The sequence below is a fragment of the Paraburkholderia graminis genome, assembly GCF_003330785.1.
GTDB classification, from domain to species: Bacteria; Pseudomonadota; Gammaproteobacteria; order Burkholderiales; family Burkholderiaceae; genus Paraburkholderia; species Paraburkholderia graminis.
Window position 1 is genome coordinate 3,612,126 of record NZ_CP024934.1, and the last position, 25,377, is coordinate 3,637,502.

The 25,377-nt window shown below is 65.1% G+C and carries 29 protein-coding genes and 1 riboswitch; of the genes, 5 read left to right on the forward strand and 24 right to left on the reverse strand.

Annotated elements, in window-relative coordinates; genetic code table 11:
• Nucleotides 1-108: 108 nt before the first annotated feature.
• From CUJ91_RS16170 to CUJ91_RS16285, 24 genes are all read right to left on the reverse strand, one after another.
• A complete protein-coding gene (locus CUJ91_RS16170; RefSeq protein ID WP_006052291.1) occupies nt 109-501 on the reverse strand; it encodes a phosphoribosyl-ATP diphosphatase in 393 nt (130 codons plus the stop codon).
• On the reverse strand, nt 498-908 hold the full coding sequence (gene hisI, locus CUJ91_RS16175; RefSeq protein ID WP_006052290.1) for a phosphoribosyl-AMP cyclohydrolase: 411 nt from the start codon (nt 906-908) through the stop codon (nt 498-500). Before hisI ends, CUJ91_RS16170 begins: the two co-directional genes overlap by 4 nt.
• Nucleotide 909: 1 nt before the next feature.
• The gene (hisF, locus tag CUJ91_RS16180) at nt 910-1,683 is read right to left on the reverse strand and encodes an imidazole glycerol phosphate synthase subunit HisF (protein ID WP_107710622.1); all 774 of its coding nucleotides are present in this window, start codon (nt 1,681-1,683) and stop codon (nt 910-912) included.
• A 305-nt stretch (nt 1,684-1,988) separates the two neighbouring features.
• Entirely contained in the window at nt 1,989-2,741 is a 753-nt protein-coding gene (gene hisA / locus CUJ91_RS16185) for a 1-(5-phosphoribosyl)-5-[(5-phosphoribosylamino)methylideneamino]imidazole-4-carboxamide isomerase (protein ID WP_006052288.1), read from the reverse strand.
• Between the two features lie 214 nt (nt 2,742-2,955).
• On the reverse strand, nt 2,956-3,597 hold the full coding sequence (gene hisH, locus CUJ91_RS16190; protein WP_006052287.1) for an imidazole glycerol phosphate synthase subunit HisH: 642 nt from the start codon (nt 3,595-3,597) through the stop codon (nt 2,956-2,958).
• Nucleotides 3,594-4,214: a YchE family NAAT transporter gene (locus CUJ91_RS16195; RefSeq protein ID WP_006052286.1), complete on the reverse strand. Its 621-nt coding sequence runs from the start codon at nt 4,212-4,214 to the stop codon at nt 3,594-3,596. Before CUJ91_RS16195 ends, hisH begins: the two co-directional genes overlap by 4 nt.
• A 51-nt stretch (nt 4,215-4,265) precedes the next feature.
• Nucleotides 4,266-4,853, reverse strand: coding sequence for an imidazoleglycerol-phosphate dehydratase HisB (gene hisB, locus CUJ91_RS16200; protein ID WP_006052285.1), 588 nt, complete (start codon nt 4,851-4,853; stop codon nt 4,266-4,268).
• An 85-nt stretch (nt 4,854-4,938) separates the two neighbouring features.
• Nucleotides 4,939-6,009, reverse strand: coding sequence for a histidinol-phosphate transaminase (gene hisC, locus CUJ91_RS16205; RefSeq protein ID WP_029971281.1), 1,071 nt, complete (start codon nt 6,007-6,009; stop codon nt 4,939-4,941).
• A 200-nt stretch (nt 6,010-6,209) separates the two neighbouring features.
• The gene (hisD, locus tag CUJ91_RS16210) at nt 6,210-7,532 is read right to left on the reverse strand and encodes a histidinol dehydrogenase (protein ID WP_006052283.1); all 1,323 of its coding nucleotides are present in this window, start codon (nt 7,530-7,532) and stop codon (nt 6,210-6,212) included.
• 61 nt (nt 7,533-7,593) lie between these two features.
• Nucleotides 7,594-8,292: an ATP phosphoribosyltransferase gene (gene hisG / locus CUJ91_RS16215; protein WP_053858805.1), complete on the reverse strand. Its 699-nt coding sequence runs from the start codon at nt 8,290-8,292 to the stop codon at nt 7,594-7,596.
• Nucleotides 8,289-9,551: a UDP-N-acetylglucosamine 1-carboxyvinyltransferase gene (gene murA / locus CUJ91_RS16220; protein ID WP_114156752.1), complete on the reverse strand. Its 1,263-nt coding sequence runs from the start codon at nt 9,549-9,551 to the stop codon at nt 8,289-8,291. The genes hisG and murA overlap by 4 nt, the downstream gene beginning before the upstream one ends.
• A gap of 111 nt (nt 9,552-9,662) precedes the next feature.
• Entirely contained in the window at nt 9,663-9,902 is a 240-nt protein-coding gene (locus CUJ91_RS16225) for a BolA family protein (RefSeq protein WP_006052280.1), read from the reverse strand.
• Between the two features lie 15 nt (nt 9,903-9,917).
• Nucleotides 9,918-10,682, reverse strand: coding sequence for an ABC transporter permease (locus CUJ91_RS16230; protein ID WP_006052279.1), 765 nt, complete (start codon nt 10,680-10,682; stop codon nt 9,918-9,920).
• Nucleotides 10,679-11,611 carry an ABC transporter ATP-binding protein gene (locus CUJ91_RS16235; RefSeq protein ID WP_006052278.1) on the reverse strand — a complete coding sequence of 311 codons (933 nt, stop codon included), beginning with the start codon at nt 11,609-11,611 and terminating at the stop codon, nt 10,679-10,681. Before CUJ91_RS16235 ends, CUJ91_RS16230 begins: the two co-directional genes overlap by 4 nt.
• Nucleotides 11,612-11,881: 270 nt before the next feature.
• On the reverse strand, nt 11,882-12,193 hold the full coding sequence (locus CUJ91_RS16240) for an STAS domain-containing protein (RefSeq protein ID WP_029971279.1): 312 nt from the start codon (nt 12,191-12,193) through the stop codon (nt 11,882-11,884).
• Nucleotides 12,190-12,822 carry an MlaC/ttg2D family ABC transporter substrate-binding protein gene (locus tag CUJ91_RS16245; protein ID WP_006052276.1) on the reverse strand — a complete coding sequence of 211 codons (633 nt, stop codon included), beginning with the start codon at nt 12,820-12,822 and terminating at the stop codon, nt 12,190-12,192. Before CUJ91_RS16245 ends, CUJ91_RS16240 begins: the two co-directional genes overlap by 4 nt.
• A 120-nt stretch (nt 12,823-12,942) precedes the next feature.
• A complete protein-coding gene (locus CUJ91_RS16250; protein ID WP_114156512.1) occupies nt 12,943-13,995 on the reverse strand; it encodes an MlaA family lipoprotein in 1,053 nt (350 codons plus the stop codon).
• An 11-nt stretch (nt 13,996-14,006) separates the two neighbouring features.
• Entirely contained in the window at nt 14,007-14,561 is a 555-nt protein-coding gene (gene mlaD / locus CUJ91_RS16255; RefSeq protein WP_006052274.1) for an outer membrane lipid asymmetry maintenance protein MlaD, read from the reverse strand.
• Between the two features lie 88 nt (nt 14,562-14,649).
• The gene (gene mlaE, locus CUJ91_RS16260; RefSeq protein WP_053859096.1) at nt 14,650-15,417 is read right to left on the reverse strand and encodes a lipid asymmetry maintenance ABC transporter permease subunit MlaE; all 768 of its coding nucleotides are present in this window, start codon (nt 15,415-15,417) and stop codon (nt 14,650-14,652) included.
• An 8-nt stretch (nt 15,418-15,425) separates the two neighbouring features.
• Nucleotides 15,426-16,247: an ABC transporter ATP-binding protein gene (locus CUJ91_RS16265; protein WP_053858807.1), complete on the reverse strand. Its 822-nt coding sequence runs from the start codon at nt 16,245-16,247 to the stop codon at nt 15,426-15,428.
• 93 nt (nt 16,248-16,340) lie between these two features.
• The gene (thiE, locus tag CUJ91_RS16270) at nt 16,341-17,453 is read right to left on the reverse strand and encodes a thiamine phosphate synthase (RefSeq protein ID WP_114156513.1); all 1,113 of its coding nucleotides are present in this window, start codon (nt 17,451-17,453) and stop codon (nt 16,341-16,343) included.
• A complete protein-coding gene (locus CUJ91_RS16275) occupies nt 17,450-18,265 on the reverse strand; it encodes a thiazole synthase (RefSeq protein ID WP_029971276.1) in 816 nt (271 codons plus the stop codon). Before CUJ91_RS16275 ends, thiE begins: the two co-directional genes overlap by 4 nt.
• A gap of 129 nt (nt 18,266-18,394) precedes the next feature.
• Nucleotides 18,395-18,592 (reverse strand): sulfur carrier protein ThiS, encoded by a 198-nt coding sequence (gene thiS / locus CUJ91_RS16280; RefSeq protein WP_006052269.1) that lies wholly within the window; start codon nt 18,590-18,592, stop codon nt 18,395-18,397.
• A gap of 69 nt (nt 18,593-18,661) precedes the next feature.
• Nucleotides 18,662-19,792 (reverse strand): FAD-dependent oxidoreductase, encoded by a 1,131-nt coding sequence (locus CUJ91_RS16285; RefSeq protein WP_006052268.1) that lies wholly within the window; start codon nt 19,790-19,792, stop codon nt 18,662-18,664.
• Nucleotides 19,793-20,011: 219 nt separating this feature from the next.
• A riboswitch (TPP riboswitch) is annotated at nt 20,012-20,135 on the reverse strand.
• A gap of 416 nt (nt 20,136-20,551) precedes the next feature.
• Between CUJ91_RS16285 and CUJ91_RS16295 the strand changes: the two genes are divergently transcribed.
• The 5 genes from CUJ91_RS16295 (at nt 20,552) to CUJ91_RS16315 (ending at nt 25,357) form a co-directional block, all read left to right on the forward strand.
• Complete coding sequence (locus tag CUJ91_RS16295; RefSeq protein WP_114156515.1) at nt 20,552-22,303, forward strand: ABC transporter ATP-binding protein/permease; 1,752 nt, start codon at nt 20,552-20,554, stop codon at nt 22,301-22,303.
• Nucleotides 22,300-23,100, forward strand: a complete 801-nt coding sequence (locus CUJ91_RS16300; RefSeq protein ID WP_114156516.1) for an SDR family NAD(P)-dependent oxidoreductase — start codon at nt 22,300-22,302, stop codon at nt 23,098-23,100. The genes CUJ91_RS16295 and CUJ91_RS16300 overlap by 4 nt, the downstream gene beginning before the upstream one ends.
• Before the next feature lie 216 nt (nt 23,101-23,316).
• The gene (locus tag CUJ91_RS16305; RefSeq protein ID WP_006052265.1) at nt 23,317-23,787 is read left to right on the forward strand and encodes a hypothetical protein; all 471 of its coding nucleotides are present in this window, start codon (nt 23,317-23,319) and stop codon (nt 23,785-23,787) included.
• Nucleotides 23,788-23,881: 94 nt separating this feature from the next.
• Nucleotides 23,882-24,523: a hypothetical protein gene (locus CUJ91_RS16310; protein WP_029971271.1), complete on the forward strand. Its 642-nt coding sequence runs from the start codon at nt 23,882-23,884 to the stop codon at nt 24,521-24,523.
• 90 nt (nt 24,524-24,613) lie between these two features.
• On the forward strand, nt 24,614-25,357 hold the full coding sequence (locus CUJ91_RS16315; protein ID WP_053858810.1) for a response regulator: 744 nt from the start codon (nt 24,614-24,616) through the stop codon (nt 25,355-25,357).
• Nucleotides 25,358-25,377 lie beyond the last annotated feature (20 nt).

Genomic DNA, 25,377 nt, shown 5'->3' on the forward strand with positions numbered 1-25,377 from the left:
GACGATGGGTTTGCGATGCGTTCACTGCAATGTGGGCGCCGGCGCTCGCCACTTCAAGGCAAACCGCGCGAAGAAACAGCAGAAATCGCACTCGGGAAAATCGCGCGCTCAATCGCCGTTCTGCTCGCGCTCGCGGCTCTTGCGCAGCGCTTTTTCCTCAATGCCCGACATGCCTTCGCGGCGCTCCAGCTCGGCGAGCACGTCCGCGGGGCTCAGATCGTAGTGCGACAGCATGACGAGGCAATGGAACCACAGATCCGCGACCTCGCCGACGAGCGCCTTCGTCTCGCCGCCGTGGCGCGTGTCCTTGGCGGCCAGCACGACTTCGGTGGCTTCTTCGCCGATTTTCTTCAGCACCGCGTCGTCGCCCTTATGGAACAGGCGCGACACATACGACACGTCCGGGTCGCCGCCCTTGCGGCTGTCGATGATCGCCGCGAGGCGCATCAACGTATCGGTCGTGGATGGATTGGCGGATGCGGCTTGGGTGGTCTGCGTCATTTGTAGATGTGTTCGGGGTCTTTCAGCACGGGATCGACGGCAATCCAGTCGCCGTCATCTGTCGAGCCTTCGAATTTCTGGAAAAAACACGAGTGGCGGCCGGTGTGGCACGCAATGCCGGACACCTGCTCCACCTTCAGCAGCACGACGTCTTCGTCGCAATCGAGCCGCACTTCATGCACATGCTGAACGTGGCCGGACTCCTCGCCCTTGAACCACAGCCGCTGGCGCGAGCGCGAGAAGTACACCGCGCGGCCGAGTTCGACGGTTTTCGCCAACGCCTCGCGGTTCATCCACGCGAACATCAGCACGTCGTTCGTCGACGCTTCCTGCGCGATCACCGGCACAAGGCCGTTCGCGTCCCACTTGACCTTGTCGAGCCAATTGACTGCCGTTGGATTCACCACGTCACAACCTCACCGAAATGCCCTGCCCGGCCATGAAGCGCTTGGCCTCGCCCACCGTGTGCTCGCCGTAGTGGAAGATGCTCGCGGCGAGTACCGCGTCGGCGTGGCCGCTCTTGATGCCGTCGGCGAGATGCTGCAGATTGCCGACGCCGCCCGAGGCGATCACCGGAATCGGCACCGCGTCGGAGACCGCACGCGTGAGCGCGAGGTCGAAGCCGCTTTTCGTGCCGTCGCGATCCATGCTGGTCAAGAGGATTTCGCCCGCGCCGAGCTCGGCCATCTTGCGCGCCCATTCGACGGCTTCGAGGCCGGTCGCCTTGCGTCCGCCGTGCGTGAAGACTTCCCAGCGCGGCGGCTCACCGTCCGCGGAAACGCGCTTGGCGTCGATCGCGACCACGATGCATTGCGAGCCGTATTTGTCCGTGGCGTCCTTGACGAGCTGCGGATTCGCCACCGCCGACGAGTTCATGCTGATCTTGTCCGCGCCCGCGTTGAGCAGGCGCCGCACGTCTTCGACGGCGCGCACGCCGCCACCGACTGTCAGCGGAATGAACACTTGCGAGGCGACTGCTTCGATGATCGGCAGGATCAGGTCGCGCTGGTCGGAAGTCGCGGTGATGTCGAGGAAAGTCAGTTCGTCCGCGCCCTGATCGTCGTAACGGCGCGCGATTTCCACGGGATCGCCCGCGTCGCGCAGTTCGACGAAGTTGACGCCCTTGACCACGCGGCCGGCGGTGACGTCGAGACAGGGAATGATGCGTTTAGCTAGAGCCATGATCTTGCAATTCTGCCAATACCGCTGATGAGGCCGCTCGCCTGGACCGCAGGCGAGCGGTGATGGGCCGGGGTGCCGGGCCGGGTTGCTCGCGGCGGGTTCGGCGCGTGGCGCTTGGGGCGCTTGTTCAGAAAGCCACCGCCAACTGCGGCTCGCATTGCGCCGCATGCAGGCGAGCAGGTGAGCAGGCATGCAGCGCGTGCTTGCGTGCGGCGGGCGTTGTCCTCAGACGCGAGGCTGACCACGCCGCCGCGCTCATCCGTTCAACCGCTCGCCCACTCGCCCGCTGCGCAGCCGAGCAGCGCTCAGGCGTCGTCCGATTCGCGCAGCCGGTCTGCCAAAGTCTGCGCGGCCGTGAAGTCGAGATCGCCCGAGTAGATCGCCCGGCCGCAGATCACGCCTTCAATGCCTTCGCCCTCGACTTCGCACAGCGATTCGATGTCGGCGAGATTCGACAGCCCGCCGCTTGCGATCACCGGAATCTTCACGGCGCGCGCAAGGCGCACCGTCGCCTCGATGTTGATGCCCTGGAGCATGCCGTCGCGGCCGATGTCCGTGTAGATGATCGACTCGCAGCCGTAGTCCTCGAACTTGCGCGCCAGATCGGCCACTTCGTGACCCGTCAGCTTGCTCCAGCCGTCGGTCGCGACCTTGCCGTCTTTCGCATCCAGCCCGACGATGATATGGCCGCCGAACGCGGTACACGCGTCCTGCAGGAAGCCCGGATTTTTCACCGCGGCCGTGCCGATGATCACGTACTCGAGACCGTCGTCGAGATAGCGCTCGATGGTGTTCAGGTCGCGGATGCCGCCGCCGAGCTGCACGGGAATCTCGCCGCCCACTTCCTCGATGATCGCGCGAATCGCGTCTTCGTTCCTCGGCTTGCCGGCGAACGCGCCGTTCAGGTCGACGAGGTGCAGACGGCGCGCGCCGCGCTCGACCCAATGTCGGGCCATCGCCGCCGGTTCCTCGGAGAATATCGTCGCCTGGTCCATATCGCCCTGTTTGAGGCGTACACACTGACCGTCTTTCAGGTCGATGGCGGGGATCAGCAGCATAGCAATCGGGTGTTGAGTGGGAATGGGTTGAAGGGCGGCGGCGGCGGCTGGTCGGCCAGCCCGCCCAAACGCCGTCTCGCTAGTTTAGTACAACTCTTTCGACGCTCTTGCGCACCGGCGGCGCAAAGCGAAATCAGGATGCGGCCGCCGCAGCGCGCGGCGAATGCCCCGCTTGCGGCAAAACAGCGCGCCGCGGCAGCAGGAAGCGAGGCGCTCACGGGTTCCAGTGCACGAAGTTGCGATACACGCGCAGCCCGGCTTCGGCGCTCTTTTCCGGGTGAAACTGGGTCGCGAAGATGTTGTCCCGCGCGACCGCCGACGTAAAAGGCACGCCGTACACCGTCTCGCCCGACGTGTGCGCGGCATTGTCCGGCACCACGTAATAGCTATGCACGAAGTAGAAGAACGCATTGTCGGCCACGCCGTCCCACAGCGGATGCGGCTGCGCCTGGCGCACGCGGTTCCAGCCCATCTGCGGAACCTTGAAGCGCGAGCCGTCGTCCTGCACCTGGCCTTCCAGGTCGAAGCGCAGCACCTTGCCCGGCAGCAGTCCGAGGCCGGGCGTGCCGCCCTCGGCGCTCCAGTCGAACAGCATCTGCTCGCCCACGCACACGCCCATCAGCGGCTTCGTGCGCGACGCTTCCACGACCGCTTCCTGCAGGCCGGACTCAGCGAGACTGCGCATGCAGTCGGGCATCGCGCCCTGGCCGGGCAGCACGACGCGGTCGGCCGCGCGGATCGCTTCCGGCTGGTCGACGATCGCCACGTCCGCTTCCGGCGCGGCCTTGCGCAACGCCTGCGCCACCGAGCGCAGGTTGCCCATTCCGTAATCCACAATCGCTATCGAAGTTTTCATTTCAAAGTAGGCAGCAAAGCCTTCAATCCATCGACGATGAATTCCACCGCCAGCGCCGATAACATCAAACCCATGAGCCGCGTGCCGATGTTGATACCGGTGCGACCGACCCAGCGTGCAATCGGTTCAGCGAGGCGCAGCGAAAAAAAGCAGATCGCCGCCAGCACCGCGCCGATCGCGATCAGACCGATGCGGTCGTACCAATGCGGCGAACTGGCCGCATAGATGATCGTCGTGCTGATCGCGCCGGGCCCGGTCAACAGCGGAATGGCCAGCGGCACGACCGCGATGTTGTCCTTCTGCTCGGCTTCGTCGCGCTCTTCCGGTGTCGAACGACTGTTGCCGATCTGCGCGTTCAGCATGTTGATCGCCATCAGCAGCATGATGATGCCGCCGCCCACTTCGAGCGAACCGACCGAAATGCCGAAGAAGCTGATGATCTGCTGCCCGAGCAGCGTCGTCACCGCGATCACGCAGAACACCGAAATAGCCGCGATCCGAATGGTCCTGCGCCGTTCGACGTCGCTCTGATTCGCCGTCAGGCTCATGAAGAACGGAATCGCGCCGACCGGATTGATCAGCGCGAGCAGCGAGATAAACGACTTCAGAATATCCATTGAACACCGGGCGCGCGCACGGCGCGGTTCCGGTCCCGGTAAATAAGTCGCTTAAAGACTGCCTTTGGTCGACGGAATCTGCCCCGCCGCGCGCTCGTCCAGTTCGACGGCCATGCGCAGCGCGCGGCCGAACGCCTTGAACACCGTTTCCATTTGATGGTGAGCGTTCAGGCCGCGCAGATTGTCGATATGCAACGTCACGCCCGCATGGTTCACGAAGCCGCGGAAGAATTCGATCGACAGATCGACGTCGAACGTGCCGATGCGCGCACGCGTGAACGGCACATGAAACTCGAGGCCCGGACGGCCCGAAAAGTCGATCACGACGCGCGACAGCGCTTCGTCGAGCGGCACATACGAATGGCCGTAGCGGCGAATGCCCTTGCGGTCGCCGATTGCTTTCGCGACGGCCTGGCCGAGCGTGATGCCGGTGTCTTCGACCGTATGATGGTCGTCGATATGCAGGTCGCCATGCGCTTCAATGTCGAGATCGAACAGGCCATGCCGCGCGATCTGGTCGAGCATGTGGTCCAGGAACGGCACGCCGGTGGCCAGCTTCTGCTGACCGGTGCCGTCCAGGTTGATCTTGACACGGATCTGCGTTTCGCTGGTGTTGCGAACGACTTCCGCAAGGCGCATGGTAATTCCTCGAATCTGGCTAGAAAGCGCTAGTAGTGTGGGAGGGGAGCGGCGAGCCGCCGCTTAATGCACGCTTATTGCACGCTCAGTGCAATACGAGCTTCAGCGCGGCAAGCAACTGGGCGTTTTCGTCGGGAGAACCAACGGTCAAACGCACGCAATTCGCCAGCAATGGGTGCATTTTACTCACGTTTTTGACCAGAACCCGCGACGTGAGCAGGGTTTCGAACAGAATCGACGCGTCGGGCACGCGCACCAGCAGAAAATTGCCGGCGCTCGGAAACACTTCGGCACCGGGCAATTGAGCGACGGCGTCTGCGAGTTTCGTACGCTCGTCGCGCAATTTCGCCGCCTGCGAGTCGAGCACGTCGACGTGATCGAGCAGGAAATCCGCGGCCGCCTGGGTCAGCACGTTGGTGTTGTACGGCGGGCGCACCTTGTCGAGTTCGTTAAGCCACGCGGGCTTGCCAACCAGATAGCCGAGGCGGATGCCGGCGAGACCCAGCTTCGACACCGTGCGCATCACCACCACGTTGTCGAACGCGTCGGCGCGCGGCAGCCAGCTTCGCTGCGCAAACGGCTGATAAGCCTCGTCGATTACGACCAGGCTCTTCGTCGCCGCGGCGATGATGCGCTCCATGTCGGCGTCGTTAAAGAGCGTGCCGGTCGGATTGTTCGGATACGCGAGATACACAACCGCGGGCTGGTGTTCGGCGATGGCCGCGAGCATCGCTTCGGTATCGAGCGTGAAGTCGCTGTTCAGCGGCACGCCGACGAATTCGAGGTTCGCCAGCTTCGCCGACATCTGATACATGACGAAGCCCGGCACGGGCGCGAGCACCTTGGCGCCCGGCTTCGCGCAGGCAATCGAGAGCATGCTGATGATCTCGTCCGAGCCGTTGCCGAGCAGCACATCGCAACCGGCCGGCACGCCCATCGTGCGTTTGATCTTCTCGATGAGCGCTTCCGGACGCGGCGCCGGATAGCGGTTCAGCGCGACGCCCGCCAGATGCTCGCCGAGATGCGCGGCCAGCGTCGGCGGCAGCGAAAACGGGTTCTCCATTGCGTCGAGCTTGATGTAGCCGGTGGCGTCGGGTACCGGATAGCTCGTCATCGCGAGCACGTCGTGGCGGATGATGTCTTGAGGTGTCGTCATAAGTCAGTGGGCCGGGCCGCGCGCGTCGCATGCAAGGCGCATGGGACGCTGCGGACACGCCTCGTTGCGCGGCAGGCTCGCCGCGCCGGGTTGGTCTGTGTTGTGCGTTTGTTGTTCGTTCTTGTTATGAGGCGGCGATTCGTCGAACGGCTTATGCGGGGCAAGGCGCGCAGCGGTGGAGCGACTGAGCCCCGATCCCCTCAACCGCCTTGCCGCATCCGGTACTCGGCGCTGCGGGCGTGGGCCTGCAAGCCTTCGCCGTAAGCGAGTTCGGCGGCAATTTCGCCGAGCGTCTGCGCGCCTTCCGCGCTCACTTCGATCACGCTCGAACGCTTGAAGAAATCATAGACGCCGAGCGGCGACGAGAACCGTGCGGTACGCGACGTAGGCAGAACGTGGTTCGGTCCCGCGCAGTAGTCGCCGAGGCTCTCGCTCGTATAGCGGCCGAGGAAGATCGCGCCCGCATGGCGGATCAGTTGTCCCCATTGATGCGGCTCCAGCGCCGATATCTCAAGGTGTTCCGGCGCGATGTCGTTGGCGATCGCGCAGGCTTCGGCCATGTCGCGCACCTTGACGAGCGCGCCGCGCCCTTCGAGCGATGCCTGAATCACGTCGCGGCGCGGCATGGTGGGCAGCAGTTCGTCGATGGCGTCCTTCACGCGGCCAATGAACGCGTCGTCCGGACACAGCAGAATGGACTGCGCGAGTTCGTCGTGCTCGGCTTGCGAGAACAGGTCCATCGCGACCCAGCGCGGATCGGTCGTCCCGTCGCACAACACGAGAATTTCCGACGGCCCGGCGATCATGTCGATGCCGACCGTGCCGAACACACGCCGCTTGGCCGACGCGACATACGCGTTGCCGGGGCCGCAAATCTTGTCGACGGCCGGTACGGTTTCGGTGCCGTACGCGAGCGCGCCTACAGCCTGCGCGCCGCCGATCGTGAACACGCGATCCACGCCGCCGAGCAACGCCGCCGCCAGCACGAGCGGATTCTTCACGCCGTCCGGCGTGGGCACCACCATGACGATCTCGCGCACGCCGGCCACGCGCGCCGGAATCGCATTCATCAGCACCGACGACGGATACGCCGCCTTGCCGCCCGGCACGTAGATACCCGCGCGATCGAGCGGCGTGACCTTCTGGCCGAGCACGGTGCCGTCTGCTTCCGTGTACTGCCAGCTATGGCTGCCGCACTCGATCTTCTGCTTCTCATGATAGCCGCGCACGCGCGCCGCCGCCGCTTCGAGCGCCGCGCGGCGCTTCGGCTCCAAACTTTCGAGCGCCGCTTCCAGCTCGGAGATAGGCAGCTCCAGCGCCGCGACGCTCTTCGCGTCGAGCCGGTCGAAGCGGTTCGTGTATTCCAGCACCGCCGCGTCGCCGCGCGCCTTCACGTCGTTCAGGATCTGCGCGACCGAGCGCTCGATTGCTTCGTCTTCGCTCGCCTCGAACGCGAGCACCGCGTGCAGCGACTTCTGGAAGTCGCGAGCCGTGGAATCGAGTTTGCGAATCTTGATAGACATACGGGTATCCGTTTCGGTAAGGCGCGCTTTAAAGCAAGGTCAGACTGATTCGATGCGGATGTCAGGCCGCCGCAACGCCGGCTTTGGTCGCGCGTTCGAACGCGTCGAGAATCGGCCGCAACGCAGCGCGCTTGAGCTTCAACGCCGCCTGGTTCACCACGAGGCGCGATGAAATCTGCATGACTTCCTCCACCTCCACCAGATGGTTGGCGCGCAACGTATTGCCCGAACTCACCAGATCGACGATCGCATCCGCGAGACCGACGAGCGGCGCGAGCTCCATCGAACCATACAGCTTGATCAGGTCGACGTGCACGCCCTTGGCGGCGAAATGCTCGCGTGCGGTCTCGACGTACTTGGTCGCGACGCGCAAGCGGGCGCCCTGGCGCACCGCGTTCGCATAATCGAAACCCGCCGCAACGGCGACCGACATGCGGCAACGCGCGATGTCCAGGTCCACCGGCTGATACAGCCCGCTGCCGCCGTGTTCGAGCAGCACGTCTTTGCCCGCCACGCCGAAGTCCGCCGCGCCGTATTCGACGTAGGTCGGCACGTCGGTCGCGCGAACGATGATCACGCGCAGGTTCGCGTCGGTGGTCGGCAGGATCAGCTTGCGCGAGCTTTCCGGATCTTCGGCGACTTCGATGCCGGCCGCGGCGAGCAGCGGCAGCGTTTCTTCAAAGATACGCCCCTTCGACAAAGCCAGCGTCAACGGCGCGCTGACCGCCGGCGAGCTCGACGTTTGCGGCATCGAACTCATGCCTGGCTCCCGGCAATGCGCCGCACCTTCGCGCCGATCGCGTTGAGCTTGGTTTCCATCCGGTCGTAGCCGCGATCCAGGTGATAGATACGGTCGATCAGCGTCTCGCCTTCCGCGCGCAACGCGGCAATCACAAGGCTCGCCGACGCGCGCAGATCCGTCGCCATGACCTTCGCGCCCGACAGGTTTTCGACGCCCGTCACGAGCGCGGTCTTGCCGTCGGTCGTGATGTTGGCGCCGAGGCGGTTCAGCTCCTGCACGTGCATGAAGCGGTTCTCGAAGATCGTCTCGACGACCTGCGCCTTGCCGTCCGCGACCGTGTTCAGCGCCATGAACTGCGCCTGCATGTCGGTCGGAAACGCCGGATATTCGGACGTGCGGAACGACACCGCGCTCGGACGCTTGTCCATGCGCACGCGCATCCAGTCGTCGCCTTCGTCGATCGTCACGCCCGCTTCGCGCAGCTTGGCGGTCACCGCGTCCAGAGTCTGCGGACGCACGTTCTTCAGCGTGACGTCGCCGCCGGCCGCCGCCACCGCGCACAGGAACGTGCCGGCTTCGATGCGGTCCGGAATCACCGTGTGCTTTGCGCCGTGCAGCTTGTCCACGCCCTGGATCACGAGACGGTCGGTGCCGATGCCTTCGATCTTCGCGCCCATCTGCACGAGCAGGTGCGCGAGGTCGCCCACTTCCGGTTCGCGCGCCGCGTTCTCGATGACCGTTTCACCTTCGGCGAGCACGGCTGCCATCAGCAGGTTCTCGGTGCCGGTCACCGTGATCATGTCGGTGATGATGCGCGCGCCCTTCAGCCGCTCCGCACGCGCTTCGATGAAGCCGTGATCGATCGTGATCTCGGCGCCCATCGCCTGCAGGCCCTTGATGTGCTGATCGACCGGACGCGCGCCGATCGCGCAACCGCCCGGCAGCGACACGCGCGCGTGCCCAAAGCGTGCGACGAGCGGCCCGAGCACGAGAATCGACGCGCGCATGGTCTTGACCATTTCGTACGGCGCGACGAGGTTGTCGACCTTCGACGCGTCGAGCGACACGCGCCCCTCGCCGCTTTCGATACGCACGCCCATTTGCCCGAGCAGCTTGAGCATGGTGCGCACGTCCTGCAAATCGGGCACGTTGTCGAGCTGCACCGGCTCCGCGCTCAGCAAACTCGCGCACAGAATCGGCAACGCCGCGTTCTTCGCACCCGAGACAACGACCTCACCCGACAGCGGGTAGCCACCTTCAATGACGAGTTTGTCCATGCCTGTGTGTTCCTGATCGATCCGGACTTCAGCCGGAACTGCCTTGATTGTGTTCGACGCGCCGCTGCCGGCGTCGCGTCCTTCCTGAGTAATTCGCACTAAATTTCCAGATTACGCGTTCTGCCATTCGGCGGGCGTCAGCGTTTTCATGCTGAGCGCGTGGATTTCTTCGCGCATGCGGTCGCCGAGCGCCGCATACACGAGTTGATGACGCTGGATCAGACGCTTGCCCTCGAAGCTCGGAGAAACGATGGTCGCAAAGAAATGCTGACCGTCGCCTTCGACTTCGAGATGCTGGCAAGCGAGCCCAGCGGCGATGTATTGCTTGACCTGTTCGGGAGTCGGCAACATGTGAGAAGCTCCTCGTCAGTGGCGCAGCTTGTAGCCGGACGCGAGCATGCGCATCGCCACCACGGCCAGCACCACGAAGAAACCGGCGACGATCGCAAGGCTCACGAGCGGATTGATATCCGACATCCCGAAGAAGCCATAGCGAAAGCCGTCGATCATGTAGAAAAAAGGATTGAGCCGCGATATTTCCCGCCACACCGGCGGCAGCGTATGCGTCGAGTAGAACACGCCTGAGAGAAACGTGAGCGGCATGATCAGAAAATTCTGGAATGCGGCGAGCTGGTCGAACTTTTCGGCCCAGATGCCCGCGATCAAACCGAGCGTGCCGAGAATCGCGGCGCCGAAAATCGCAAACAGAATGATGTAGAGCGGCGCGGTGAAGCTGACGGGCACAAACCAGATCGTCACGATGAACACTCCGAAACCGACCGCGAGACCGCGCGCGACCGCCGCGAGAACATACGCGGCGAACATCTCGTAGTGCGACAGCGGCGGCAGCAGCACGAACACCAGATTACCGGTGATCTTGGACTGGATCAGCGACGACGAACTGTTCGCAAACGCATTCTGCAACACGCTCATCATCACGAGGCCCGGCACGAGGAAACTCGTGTATTCGACGCCCGGATAAACCTGCACATGATTGCGCAGCGCGTGGCCGAAAATGGTCAGATACAGCAGCGCCGTGATGATGGGCGCAAGCACGGTCTGGAATGACACTTTCCAGAAGCGCAGGATTTCTTTATAGAACAGCGTGCCGAAACCGCTATAGCCGCTCATGCGAGCCCCTCGATCACTTCCGGACCGTTCATCACCTGAACGAAAACATCTTCGAGGTCGGCTTTACGGACCTCGATTTCTTCGAATGTGCAGCCTGCCGCGCGGCATTGCGCGAGAATCTTCTCGACGTCGTCATAGCTCGCGAGACGCAGCAGATGCTGGCGGCCATTGCCGTTGCCCGCGCCGCCCTCGGCTTCGAGCGGGCGCAGTTCGGCGGGCAGCACGCCTTGCGCGAAACGCACGAACAGTTGCATGCCGGCGAAGCGTTGCAGCAGCGTGCTGGTACGGTCCAGCGCCACCACTTCGCCGCGACGCAGCATCGCGATGCGGTCGCACAGCGATTCGGCTTCCTCGAGGTAGTGCGTGGTCAGCACGATCGTGTGACCTTCGCGATTCAGGCGCGAGATGAATTTCCATAGCGTCTGGCGCAACTCGACGTCGACGCCCGCGGTCGGCTCGTCGAGCACGATCACCGGCGGCCGATGCACCAGCGCCTGCGCGACCAGCACGCGGCGCTTCATGCCGCCCGACAGCGCGCGCATGTTGGCGTCGGCTTTCTCGGTGAGGTCGAGGTTGGCCATGATTTCGTCGATCCACGCGTCGTTGTTGCGCAGCCCGTAGTAGCCGGACTGAATGCGCAAGGTTTCGCGAACCGTGAAGAACGGATCGAACACGAGTTCCTGCGGCACCACGCCCAACGCGCGGCGCGCCGCGCGGAAGTCGCCCACGACGTCGTGGCCGCGCACCGCGATGCTGCCTTCGTCCGCGCGCGCGAGTCCCGCGAGAATGCTGATGAGCGTTGTCTTGCCCGCGCCGTTCGGACCGAGCAGCCCGAAGAACTCGCCTTCTTCCACCGTGAGGCTGACGCCCTTGAGCGCCTGCAAGTCCTTGTAGCGCTTTTTGACGTTACGAATTTCTATGGCTGACATGACAGTGCGCCGCGTGCGTCGCGGCGCTTAAAGGAGCCCTGGGCGGGCGCAAAGTGCTGGAAAAAACGGAATTGGGGCCGGTGGGATTGCCCTAACCGTGGCCCAAAAAACGTTTGATTATAGGGCAAAACCTGGCGGCCCTATCTCAGTCGGGGGATAGCGGGAAGCGTGATGAACGCGTCAGGTGCGCGCGCGTGTGGCGCTGACGGCAAGCTGGCGAACGACGTGAGCAGAATCGCGTGAAGCCGGCGCTGAAGCGCGCCGGACCGCTCACGCGGCGCGAGCGCCTTCGATGGAACCGGCGATCAGCGTATCGACGCCGTAGGCTTGCGCGAGACTCGCGAGCCCGGCCGGCAGATTGAGAACTTCGAATGCGCCGCCGCGCGCCTGAGCGGCCCGCCGCCATGCGAGAAGCACGGCCAGCGCCGATGAATCGAAGTGCGTGAGCGGCGCGCAATCGACGCCGCCCGCGCCCGCTGCGATTCGCTCGAGACCCGCCGCGAGCGCGGCCTTCGCGCTCGCGTGGGTCAGCGTCGCGCCGCTCGCGAACCGTTGAGCGACGGGGCTCAGCACTTCGCTCACGACTGCTTGCCCGCGGCGAGTTGCTGATTGCGCTGCGTGAGGAACTGGATCAGTCCGTCGACGCCCTTCTGCTGGATCTGCTCGCTGAACTGCTGCTGATAAGCCTGGATCAGCCACGCGCCGAGCACGTTGATGTCATACACGCGCCAGCCTTGCGGCGTCTTGTACAGACGGTAGTCGAGCTCGATCGGCGAACCGTTGTTCATCACGACCGAACGGACCACCGTGTCCGTGTCGTCCGGATTCATGCGGAACGGCTTGTACTGGATCTGCTGGTCGCGCACCTGCGCGAGCGCGCCCGAATACGTGCGGATCAGCAGCATCTTGAACTGTTCGACGACCTGGCTCTGCTGCTCGGGCGTCGCCGTGCGCCAGTTGCGGCCCATCGCCAGTTGCGTGGTGCGGCGGAAGTCCGTGTACGGCAGGATCTTTTCGTTGACGAGACGCGTGATGTGCGAAATGTCGCCCTGCTGGATCGACTTGTCGGCGCGCACCGCGTCGATCACCTGCTGGGTGACGGTCTTGACGAGCACGTCGGGCGCGCTGCTGTCGACGGCTTGCGCCGATGCTCCAACACTCACGAAAGAGAACAACGCTGCAAACAACGGAATCAGAAAGAATTTTTTCATATCGAGCCTTGCTTAAAAAATAGTGCAACCGTTTGAGGCGACATTAACACGCGAGTTCAGCGGCAATCCATGCGCAAACTGCGAGAGTCGTATCGATCTGTTACGGCCGCGCCGGCACGCTCATCGCAACTTGAACGACGGCAAGTTGAAGCGCGTGGGCGGCACCAGTTGACCCGCCGGAATCTGCGTGGTTTCCGGACCGCCGTTGAGGTCGAGCGGCGGCGTTTCCGCGCCCGAAGCCGCTTCGGGCGCCGAGGCGCCGTTCGCCGTTGCAGCGGCTGACGCGGCTTGCGGCGGCGTCGCGGCGCTCACACCGGATGCAGCCGACGCCTTCGCGGCAGCACCGCTCGTTCCCGCCGCGCCCGCGGTTCCGGTCACTGCACCGGCCGGCGCGCCGGCGGGCGTGCCGTCGACGTCTTCGTACTTCGGCAGCGGCGCTTCATCGCCATAGTTCGGCAGCGCCTGCGACTGCTTGCCGTCCGACAGCAGATACTCGCGGCGTTGCAGATACGCGTTGCGCACGAACGAATACTTGTCGAGCGCGGCGCCTTCCAGCACGTCGCTCGCATTCAGCAGATTCGCACGCGTATTGACGATGTTCAGACCGTACAGCGCCCAGCTCAAGCCCGCCGGATCGACGTAGCTGAGCGGGTTGATATAGTAATTGCCGATCGAGCCGACCGCGTCGCGCGCGGTGCTCGGACCGAACAGCGGCAGCACCAGATACGGCCCCGCAGGCACGCCGTAATGGCCGAGCGTCAGGCCGAGGTCGTTGTCGTGCTTGGGCAGCTTCGCGAGCGTGGCCACGTCGAACAATCCGCCGACACCGAAGATCGTATTGATCACGATCCGCATGATGTCCTGCACGCCGTCGGTGATCTTCAGTTGCAGCAGGTTGTTCGCCGCAATGTAGACGTCGCCGATGTTCGAGAAGAAGTTCGTCACGCTGTCGCGCACCGGCTGCGGCGTGATGAACACATAGCCCTTCGCGACCGGCTTCAGCGCGTACTGGTCGAGCTTGTCGTTGACCGTGAAGATGGTGCGGTTCAGGCCCTCGAGCGGATCGCCCTTGGTCGGCGTCTGCACCGTCGTGCAACCGGCCAGGATCGCGGCCGCAACCGCCAGTCTACCCATCCGGAAGACGCGCGCGCCCCCGGCCTGTAAGGTCTGCATTGTTGTTCTCCTTATTGACCGGCCGAGCCGGAAGCGGGCACCGCCGCCGCGGGCGCCGGAGCGGGTGCTGCCGCCGGTGCCACCGATGCGGCGCCCGGCTTCGATGCGCCCGAATCGGCCGCTTTGCTGTAGAGGAACTGTCCGATCAGGTTTTCAAGCACGATTGCCGATTGCGTCATCGAAATGGTGTCGCCGGCTTTGAGCATTTCAGTATCGCCGCCCGGTTCGAGGCCGATGTATTGCTCGCCGAGCAGCCCCGACGTCAGGATTTTCGCCGACGTGTCTTTCGGAAACTGATACTGCTTGTCGATGTCGATCGTCACCTGCGCCTGATAGGCGTTGCTGTCGAAGCCGATCGAGGCGACCCGGCCCACCGTCACGCCCGCGCTTTTGACGGGCGCGCGCGCCTTCAATCCTCCGATATTGTCGAACTTCAGCTTGACCGGATAAGTCGCCTGGAACGACAGCGAGCTCATGTTGCCGGCCTTCAGCGCGAGAAACAGCAGCGCCACGAAACCCAACACCACGAACAGGCCGACCCAGAAGTCGAGAGCAGTCTTTTTCATCGTCATCCCAAAGTGAATCGCCGCGCCGCCGTCGCGCCGCCGCGCGCGCTCAGTGACGCGCCGCAGCGGCAAAACAGGCAACGCAGTCTTAACTGAACATCAGCGCGGTCAGCAGAAAATCGAGGCCGAGCACCGCGAGCGACGCATACACGACCGTCTTCGTCGTGGCGCGCGACACGCCCTCGGGCGTCGGCCGCGCTTCGTAGCCCTGGAAGAGCGCCACGAACGTCACCGCAAGGCCGAACACCACGCTTTTGACGACGCCCGCGCCAACGTCGCGCCAGACGTCCACGCCGCCTTGCATCTGCGACCAGAACGCGCCGGCATCGACGCCGATCAGCAGCACGCCGACCACATAGCCGCCCGCGATACCGACCGCGCTGAAAATCGCCGCGAGAATCGGCATCGCGATAATGCCGGCCCACAGACGCGGCGCGACCACGACCTTGACCGGGTCGACCGCCATCATTTCCATCGCGGTGAGCTGCTCGCCCGCTTTCATCAAGCCGATTTCCGCGGTGAGCGAGGTGCCCGCGCGGCCGGCGAAAAGCAGCGCCGTGACGACCGGCCCGAGTTCGCGCACGAGCGAGAGCGCGACCAGCAGCCCGAGCGCCTGCTCGGAACCATAGCGATTGAGCGTGTAATAGCCCTGCAAGCCCAGCACGAAGCCGACGAACAGCCCCGACACCGCAATGATCACCAGCGAATAATTACCTACGAAGTGGATCTGCTTCGTGACAAGCCGCGGACGGCGCAGCAGCGGGAAAAATTCGACCAGCAGCCGGAGAAAAAAACGCGTCGCGTAGCCGGCCGTGCCGAGCCCGTCGAGCACCACGCGGCCGACCGAGGAGATCAATGTGCCGATCATGACCGCCCTCCGCCGACGCCGAAGTCCGCCGCGAGCGGCGTTCTGCTCGGATAGTGGAATTTGAACGGACCGTCCGGCGCGCCGTCGATGAACTGCCGCACCGTCGGATCAGTCGACGCGCGCAGTTGCGCCGGCGTGCCCTCGGCATGAACGCCGCCGTTGGCGAGGAAATACACGTAGTCCGCGATCGCGAACGACTCCGGCACGTCGTGCGTGACCAGAATCGACGTCGCGCCGAGCGCCCGGTTGAGCGCGCGAATCAGGTTCGCGGTGATGCCGAGCGAGATCGGGTCGAGGCCGGCGAACGGCTCGTCGTACATCATCAGTTCGGGGTCGAGGGCGATGGCGCGCGCGAGCGCCACGCGCCGCGCCATGCCGCCGGAAATCTCCGACGGCAGCAGGTCGCGCGCGCCGCGCAAGCCGACCGCATTGAGCTTCATCAGCACGAGATCGCGGATCAGTTCCTCCGGGAGATCGGTGTGCTCGCGCAGCGCAAAGGCCACGTTTTCGAACACCGACATGTCCGTGAACAGCGCGCCGAACTGGAACAGCATGCCCATCTTGCGGCGCAGCGCGTACAGGCCGTCGCGCGTTTGCGCGCCGACGTTTTCGCCGTGGAACAGAATCTCGCCGCGCTGCGCGCGAACCAGACCGCCGATCAGCCGCAGCACCGTTGTTTTGCCGCAACCCGAACCGCCCATGACCGCGACGACCTGGCCGCGCGGAAAGCGCAGGTTCAGGTTCGACAGGACGAGCCGGTCGCCGTAACCGAAGTCGACGTCGCGCAGCTCGAGTAAGGTCTCGGATGGGGAAGACACTGAGTGACAATCCTTTTGCACGGAAGGCCGAATTATAGGGCCATCATGCAAATGTTGCCGTGAGGCGCCCTGTCCCTTAACCAATCATGACGATTATTGCGTAAAAGCTTGTTGCAGTGCGGCAACGGCGGCCGCCGGATCGGACGCTTCGGTGACTGCGCGCACCACCGCCGCACAACCGACGCCCGTCGCGAGAACCTCGGGTAGCACCTGCAAATCGATTCCGCCGATCGCCACCAGCGGCACGACGCCGTCCAGCAGCCGGACGTAGCGCGCGAGGCGCTTGACGCCCTGCGGCGCGGTCGGCATCACTTTCGTCGTGGTCGGGAACACCGCTCCCAACGCGATATAGCTCGGGCGGAAGTGCAGCGCCTTCAGAATTTCGTAGAAGCCATGCGTCGACAGACCGAGCCGGATGCCGGCCGCCGCCAGCGCCGCCAGATCCGCCGTGTGCACGTCTTCCTGGCCGAGGTGCACGCCGTAGGCGCCCGCATCGAGCGCGACCTGCCAGTGATCGTTGATGAAAACCTGCGCGTCGTGCCGCTTTCCCGCCGCGACGCAGCGGGCGATCTCGCGCTGAAGTTCGTCGGCGGGATGGGCGGACTTGCGGCGCAACTGCACCGTTTTCACACCGTAGCCGACCACGCGTTCGACCCACTCGGCGCTCGGCAGCACCGGATAAAGTCCGAGCCGTTCGGGGCAGCGCGGGAACGGCTGCGCCGGCGCTTGCGGCAAACCGGCAAGACGCGGAAAGGCAGCCAGATCGCACGGGAACGAGTCGCCGGCGGCGTTGGTCCGGGTTTCGTCGCCGTCGCGCCACGCGAGCGCCAGCACGAGCGCGTCGTGCGGATCGAAACCGCAGTCGAGGAACGCGGCGAGCGCGGGAATCCAGTCTTCCGCGAGATGGCCTTCCAGACGGTACTTTTCGCCTCCGAGATGCAGCGTCGCCTTGTTCTCGGCGGCCTCGACCACCGCGGCACCCTGCACGAGCCAGCGCGCCATCTGTTCGCCGTGCCGCGCGGCATCGGCGAGCACGATCAGATCGCCGCCATTCGGCTGATCCGGCGCGGTCAGGCAGATGCGCCACGGCGCGTGCGTGGGCGGCCAGTCGCCGAGACGGGCGCGGATGCGCTCGGTCGCTTCGGTGAGCTCGTCGGCGGGCGGCCAGAACAGGTCGCGGTCTTTCAGGGCCAGGGTCTGCGTCATGCGGCGCTCCCGTCCTGATGCCAGAACGGCATGCCGACCACCGGCGTGCTCGCGTGCGCACTTTCGCGCTCGGCCATCGGTCCGGCGAGAAACGCCTGACGGCCCGCTTCGACGCCCAGCGCAAACGCGCGCGCCATCGCGTCGGGATGCGTGGCCTGCGACACCGCCGTGTTCAGCAGCACGCCGTCGAAACCCCACTCCATCACCTGGGCCGCGTGCGACGGCACGCCGAGCCCGGCGTCGACGATCAGCGGCACGTCAGGCAGCCGCTCGCGCAGCACTCGCAAGCCATACGGATTGATCACGCCCTTGCCGGTGCCGATCGGCGCGCCCCACGGCATCAGCGCCTCACAGCCGGCGTCCAGCAGACGGCGGCCGATCACCAGGTCTTCGGTGCAATACGGCAGCACCTTGAAGCCGTCCTTGACGAGCTTCGCCGCCGCCTCGATCAGGCCGACCGGATCGGGCTGCAGCGTGTAGTCGTCGCCGATCAGTTCGAGCTTGATCCACTCGGTTTCGAATATTTCGCGCGCCATGTGCGCGGTCGCCACCGCCTCGCCGACGGTCAGGCAACCTGCCGTGTTCGGCAAAAGCGGCACGCCGTGGCGCTTGAGCAGATCGAAGAAGCCGGCTTCGGCGCCGCCTTCGTTCATCTGCCGGCGCAGCGCGACGGTCACCATGCCGGGGCGCGCGGCGTCGATCGAATCGGACAGCGATTGCAGCGACGGATAGCGCGACGTGCCAAGCAGCACCCGGCTCGCGAAGGGTTGGCCGTAGAGCGTGAGCGCGTCGGCGGTTTGGGGGGAAGTCATTTGCATCATCTGGTCTCCGGCAAGGCGGGGCGGGCGGCGATTGCTCGTGATCGTGCGTGGTCGTGCGTGGTCGTGTTCGCTCGTCTGCGATTGCGTGAACGGCTGGCTTGGTTTGGCGCGGCAACGCGCTCAACCGCCGGCCACGGGCTGCACGACGTCCAGCTTGTCGCCCGGCTGCAATGCGCGCGCCGCATGCTGCGTGCGCGCGACGAAATCGCCGTTCAGCGCGACGGCGAACGGCGGCCGCGCGCCGTACGCGGCGAGCGCATCGGCGACAGTCGCGCCTTCGGGCAGCGACAACGGCTTCTGATTGATATGAATGTCCATGGTGTTCGAATACGGTTCAGTCGATGGCAATTGCGCAGGCGTTCGCAGCGTCGCGCCGGCGGCCGGCGCTCATGCGGGCTCCCGCGCGCGCTGCTCGTGGAACAGTTCGCTCCAGCGCGCGGCGCGCCGCCAGTCCGCGAACGCGTCGGCGTCGCCGATGCGTCCGTCCAGCAGCGCCGCCGCGAAGCGCGCGGCTTCGTCGGCGACCTCGGGCACGATCATGTAGCCGTGCCGGTACAGCCCGTTCACGCGCAGCGTCTGCGCGCCGTCCCACAACAGCGCCGGCCGATGATCGGGCAAGGTCGGACGGCACTGCGAATTCAGTTCGAGAATGCGCGCCTCGCCGAAGCCCGGATGCACGGAAAACGCCGCGCTCAGCAGCTCCAGCGCGGATCGCACGCTGACGGGCGACATGTCCTCGCCTTCCACCTCGGTGGCGCCGATCACATACAAATCGTCCTGCTTCGGCGCGATGTAGAGCGGATAACGGGGATGCAGCAGCCGCACCGGCCGCGTCAGATTAATGCCGGGCGCGTGCACGCGCGCGACTTCGCCGCGGATGCCGCGCAGCGTCGGCAGCACGGGTTTCGCGCCGAGGCCGCGGCAGTCGATGGTGATGCGCGCAGGCGGCAGCGCCCCATCGAGCACGGGCGTATTCCAGTGCGTTTCCACACCGCGTTGCGCAAGACCCGCCGCCAACGCACGCAGCACCTGGCGGTTGTCCAGTTGACCTTCGCGCGGCAGCAGCCAGCCCTGATTGAAGCGCCCCGCGAGCGCAGGCTCGGCCGCACCGAGTTGCGCGCCGGCCAGCGTGACAAAGCCGCCGTCCAGCAGTTCGGCCGGCGCGTTCGAGCGCACGCGTCTTTCGAACAGCGGCGCCTCAGTCCGATCCGCGTGATGCCAGACGACGAGCGTGCCATTGCGCTGGAAAAACACCGGCTCGGGCAGCCCGGCCAGCACTTGCGGCCAGGTTTCGAGCGATGCGGCGCCGAGACGCGTAATCAGAAGTTCGGCGCTGGCGGCTTCGGCAAGCGGCGCGAGCATGGCGGCCGCGACCCACGCGGCAGCCTGCGAGCCGTCGGCGTCGCCGCGCTCATAAAGCGCCACGCGATGTCCTTCTCCGGCGAGCCGCCACGCGACGAGGCGCCCGCACAGACCGCCGCCGAGCACAGCGAAATCGGGTTGTGCGGCGCGGCTCATCGTGCGCGCTCCGCTTCGATACGACGGACAAAAGCAATGCAGCGCGCGTCAAGAACGGCGCGACAAGGAGCAAAGCACATAACTGAACAATAGGCGGTCATCGAGTCCTTTCCGTACGGCCGACAAAAAGCGCGTACCCAGGACGAAACCGGCGGGCAAGGCCGGCCAGGCAACATGCGTACTCCAATGAAGTACGCCGCCCGGCGGGGAATGGAAGACTGGCTGCTTCCGGAAACTTCCCGCGCCGGTATTACCCGGATCGGGTGCAAAGGGTCTCTCTCAGCCTCGCAGCCGCAGCGTGAGAATCACGCCGCTCAAGTGCAAAGCACCCCTGTTTCGTCGAAGGTCATTAGACCATAAAAGGCGCGGCGCTCGCAAACGAGCGGCGCATCGCGGCGCACGCGGCTTGATCCGGCACCACCTTTTGCGCCTTACGCTTTAGCCGGATGAGCGGCCCAGCGCTCTGGCACAATGCCACGAGAGATGACGCGGAAAACGCGGCATCGCGCGAACGGTCGGCGGTTATGTCGCGGCGGTGCTCGCGCAGAGGCGGCAGCAATGACTGCCGGCTTCGCGCCGGCGCCGCGAATTAATTTTCGCTTAAGGGCTTCGCGCCAGAATCGGCAGTCGCCGCGGCGCCCGGCCGTCAGCCGCCGTGACCGCGCAGATATGCACAGACAAGACACGACAGATACGAAGACCCGCGAGGGGTCGGCCCGCGTGGACCGGCCCGAATCGAACAGCACTCCCAGGACGCTCATGACAACGAATACTTCTGTCAGCCCCGCGCTGCCGCCCGACGAGAAAGTCTCCGCATGGAGCCTCATCAAGCCTTACTGGGTGTCGGAAGAAAAAAAGACGGCGTGGGGGATGCTCATCGCGATCATTGCGATGAACCTCGCGGTGGTATGGATCAACGTCCGCCTGAACCGCTGGAGCGCCGACTTCTATAACGCGCTGCAAACCAAGAACGTACGCGACTTCCCGCATCTGCTGATGATCTTTTCCGGGCTCGCGTTCGGCTACATCATCCTCGCGGTGTACGGACGCTATATGCGCCAGATGCTCGGCTTTCGCTGGCGTCAGTGGCTGACCACGCGCTATCTGAACGAGTGGCTGCACGACAGCGCGTTTTACCGGATCGAGCGCGACCGCCTCGCCGACAACCCAGACCAGCGGATCAGCGACGACCTGCAGTCGTTCGCCACGACCACGCTGTCGCTCACGCTCGATCTGCTGTCCACGGTCGTCACGCTCGTCTCGTTTATCACGATCCTGTGGGCGCTGGCCGGCGCGCTGACCATCACGCTCGGCGGCGTGCCGCTGCAGATTCCCGGCTACATGGTGTGGGCAGCCGCGCTGTACGCAGTGGTCGGCTCGCTCGTGATCCAGAAAGTCGGTCATCCGCTCGTGCCGATCAACTATCAAGCGCAGAAAGTCGAGGCCGATTTCCGTTTCGGCCTGATCCGTCTGCGCGAGAACGCCGAGCAGATCGCGTTCTACAACGGCATGGACACGGAGAAGACGAACGCCCATTCGCTGTTCGGCCGCATCCGCGATAACTGGTGGCAGGTCATGAAGTACACGAAGCGGCTCACCTTCGTGCTGAGCTTCTACGGTCAGATCGCGATCATCTTTCCGCTCGTCGTCGCCGCGCCGCGTTATTTCGCGGGCGCCTTCACGTTCGGTGTGCTGATGCAAATCTCCAGCGCATTCAACACGGTCAGCGATTCGTTCTCGTGGTTCATCAACAGTTACTCGACGCTGGTCGAATGGCGCGCCACGGTCAACCGTCTGCGCGAATTCAAGCGGGTCGTGCATGCGCCGCGTCTGAAGGAATCCGTCTCGCCGGCCACCGCGCACGGCGGCATCAACCTGCATTTCGTCGACGCCGACAAGCTCTCCACCGACGGCCTCCAGCTCGCGCTTCCGAACGGCAGCCCGCTCTCGCGCATCCGCGACATCGTGATTCATCCGGGCTCGCGCTGGCTCGTGCGCGGGCCGTCCGGCTCGGGCAAGAGCACGCTGATGCGCGCGCTCGCCGGCTTGTGGCCGTTCGGCGATGGTGCGATCGATGCGCCCGTCAACGCCCGCATGATGTTCATTCCGCAAGTGAGCTACATGCCGATCGGCACGCTGAAGGCGGCGCTCGCGTATCCGTCGGCGGCCGACACGTATACGGACGACGAATGCCGCGAGGCGCTCGTCGTCTGCCACTTGTCGCAATACGCGGACCGTTTGCAGGAATCCGCGCACTGGACGCGCGTGCTCTCGCCGGGCGAGCAACAGCGCCTCGCCGCCGCGCGCGTGCTGCTGCACAAGCCCGACTATCTGTTTCTCGACGAAGCGACGAGCGCGCTCGATGCCGAGAACGAAGCGCGTCTTTATCGCCTCTTCACCGAGCGGCTGCCGAAGGCGGCCATCGTCAGCGTCGCGCATCGCGAATCGCTGGCGGCGTTCCATGACGAAACGCTCGAAGTCGAGCGCGCCGGCGAAGCGGTCGCGGCATGAACCCGGAGAGCGCCGCAGCGAGCGAAGCCAGTGCGGGCTTTGATCGCGTCGTGCTGATCACCGGCGCGGGTTCCGGCATCGGCGCGGCGCTGGCCCGGCGGATCGCCGCGCCGCGCACCGCGCTGATGCTGCACGCACGCGGCGCCGAGCGCGAGTCGCGCGAGCGTCTCACGCAGGTTGCCGCCGATTGCAGCGCGAACGGCGCGGCCTGCGCAACGGTGACGGGCGATCTCGCCGAGCGCGGCGCCGCGGAACATGTGGTGCATCAAACGCTCGCGAACTTCGGCGCACTCGATCAACTGGTCGCGAACGCAGGGCATGCGCAGCGCCAGACGCTCCAGACGCTCGATTCCGATGTGCTCGGCGCCGCATTCGCCGCGATGCCCGCCGCCTTCGCGGCGCTCGTGAAGCGCGCGACGCCTGCGTTGGAAACCTCGAAGCGCGGCCGCGTGATCGCGCTGAGTTCGTTCGTCGCGCATCGTTATCGCGCGGATACGCCGTTTGCCGCGACCGCCGCGGCCAAGGCGGCGCTCGAGTCGCTCGCGAAAACCGCAGCCGCCGAACTCGCGCCGCATGGCGTGACCGTGAATTGCGTCGCGCCCGGCTATACGCGCAAGGACCGCGGACCGAGCGCCGATAACGCCGCCGTGTGGACGCGTGCCGCGGAATCGACACCGCTCGGCCACATCGCCGAGCCCGCCGACATTGCCGCGCTGATCGCCTTCCTGCTTTCCGACGAAGCGCGTCACATCACCGGCCAGGTGATTCACGTCGACGGCGGACTGACGCTCGGCTGATTCACACCGCCGCGCGCCGTTCGCCAACGCACTCGCACCCGTACTCACATTCGCGCGAGCCGCGGCAAGATCCCGAAACACGCGAGAACACCTCGAAAGCATTTGCGAAGCGGGCAAGCTTTTCAGCCCTTTGAAACGAGCCCGAAACAGCGACGATAGTCGTGCGCGCCGTCCCCTGCGGCCCGCACGCCATCCACTGCTAACGGACTCTCGCTCATGTCATTCGATCGCCGCTCTTATCCTTCGATTCACCGGCTCGGCCTTGCTCTCTCCGCGGCCGTGCTGCTCGGAAGTGCCGCTCATCTTGCTCATGCCGCGCAAACCACGCCGCCGAACGAACCCGCCGACGTGTGCCCCGCGCTCAGGCACATCGTCGAAGCATCCGACTACAAGCAATTGCACACGCAACCGGCCGCGCAACTGCCGGGCGTCGCGAGCGCCGAAGACTGCCGCGCCAACGCGCACGCGTACGACTGCCACTGGCGCGCGCACTGGCAAGCCGACGGTGTCGTCAACGATCCGCTCGAGGAAATCGGCGCCGACATCGCCGCGTGCTTTCCGAACGTCGTGCATGACGTGAACACGCCGACGCGCCAGCATTTCATCGTGACGACCGCCGAGCGGCGCGTGAATGTCACTGCGAGCGTGCAAGGGCAAAACGAGTTGCGGCTGCGCGTCGCGCGCTGAATGCAGACACGTCGAGGACGATGCGCGTTCCGCCGCATTTCGCTTCGCTCAGCCGATCCGCATGGCTTGCCTTTCTCGCATTTGGCTCCGCTTGATGACCTTCCTGACCACCACACGCGCTAACGCTTTGACGCGAGCCCCTCGCGCGGCCTGGGTCAGGTTGCGGCGGCCGAGCGCGCGGTTCGTCGCCTGTACGACGCTGACGGTCGGACTGAACGGCTGCGCGTGGACGCTGATCCAGGCAGCCGACGCCACCGGCTCCGTGATCCAGGCCGGCTACGCCATCGCCGCGAACTATTCGTCGCCGACCTTCGTGAGCGGCCGTCCCGCGGATGTGCGGCATGTTTGCATCGAGGTGAACACTGCTGTGTCGGTCGGCGATTTCGTGCCGGCGCTGCAACTCGCGCTCGATCGCCGCGGCATTCGTTCGGATGTCTACAATCCCGGCACCTCGCCCGCCGGCTGCGAGGCGCGCCTCGTCTATAACGCGGCGATCGACTACGGCCGCCGCTCGTTCAGCGACGACGCGATCCAGTATCTGTCGGTCATCGATTTGACGCTCGTGCAGAGTGGCCGCATTCTCGTCACCGCGCGCTACCAGACGGGCGGCCTGAACAGCGACCGCTTCTCGTCGGCGTCGACCAAACTCAATGGATTGATCGACAAGATGGTGATCGACCGGACCGATTTCGGCCGCGAAACACGGCAGACGATTCAGACCTCGCAGGTCAACTAGCCGCATGCCGGTTGCTTTCTCTTACGCGAGAAAGGATTGGAAAGCGTTAGCCGCTTTGCTGCGCGCGCGCGGATCACTAAGATGACCTGAATGAACCAATCCATTCTGGTCGTCGACGACGACCCCGTCGTACGTGAGCTCGTCAGCCAGTATCTCGAAGGGCGCGGCTTCAAGGTTGCCACGCTCGAACATGGCATGGCGCTGCAGCGCAAGCTTCAGGACGAGCGTCCCGCGCTGGTCGTGCTCGACATCATGATGCCCGAGCTCGACGGCATCAGTGCGCTGCGCGCGCTGCGCGTGGCGGGCGACGATATCCCCGTGATTCTGCTGACCGCACGCGCCGATCCGATCGACCGTGTGATCGGTCTCGAACTCGGCGCGGACGATTATCTCGGCAAGCCGTTCGAACCGAGCGAACTCGTCGCGCGGATTCGCACGGTGCTGCGCCGGCGCGGCTCGATTGCGCCGAGCGCGCCCGAACAACGCGCGCCGTATCGCTTCGGCCGCTTCGAGGTGAATTTCCCGGCGCGCGAATTGCGCCGCGACGGCGAACGCATCACGCTGCGCTCAAGCGAATTCGCGATGCTGAAAGTGTTCGTCACTCACGCGATGACCGTGCTCACGCGCGCGCAACTGCTCGAAAAACTGCACGGCAATAGCGAGACGCATCGCAACCGCAGTCTGGATGTGTCGATCTGGCGTTTGCGTCGGCTGATCGAGGTCGATCCGTCCGAGCCGCGCTATGTGCAAACGGTGTGGGGACGCGGCTATGTGTTCGTGCCGGACGGCGAGATCGGCGCGGCCGAGCGCGGAGCGGGCGCGGCTGCGCAGTGAGCGCGTTCGTTGACGACGCC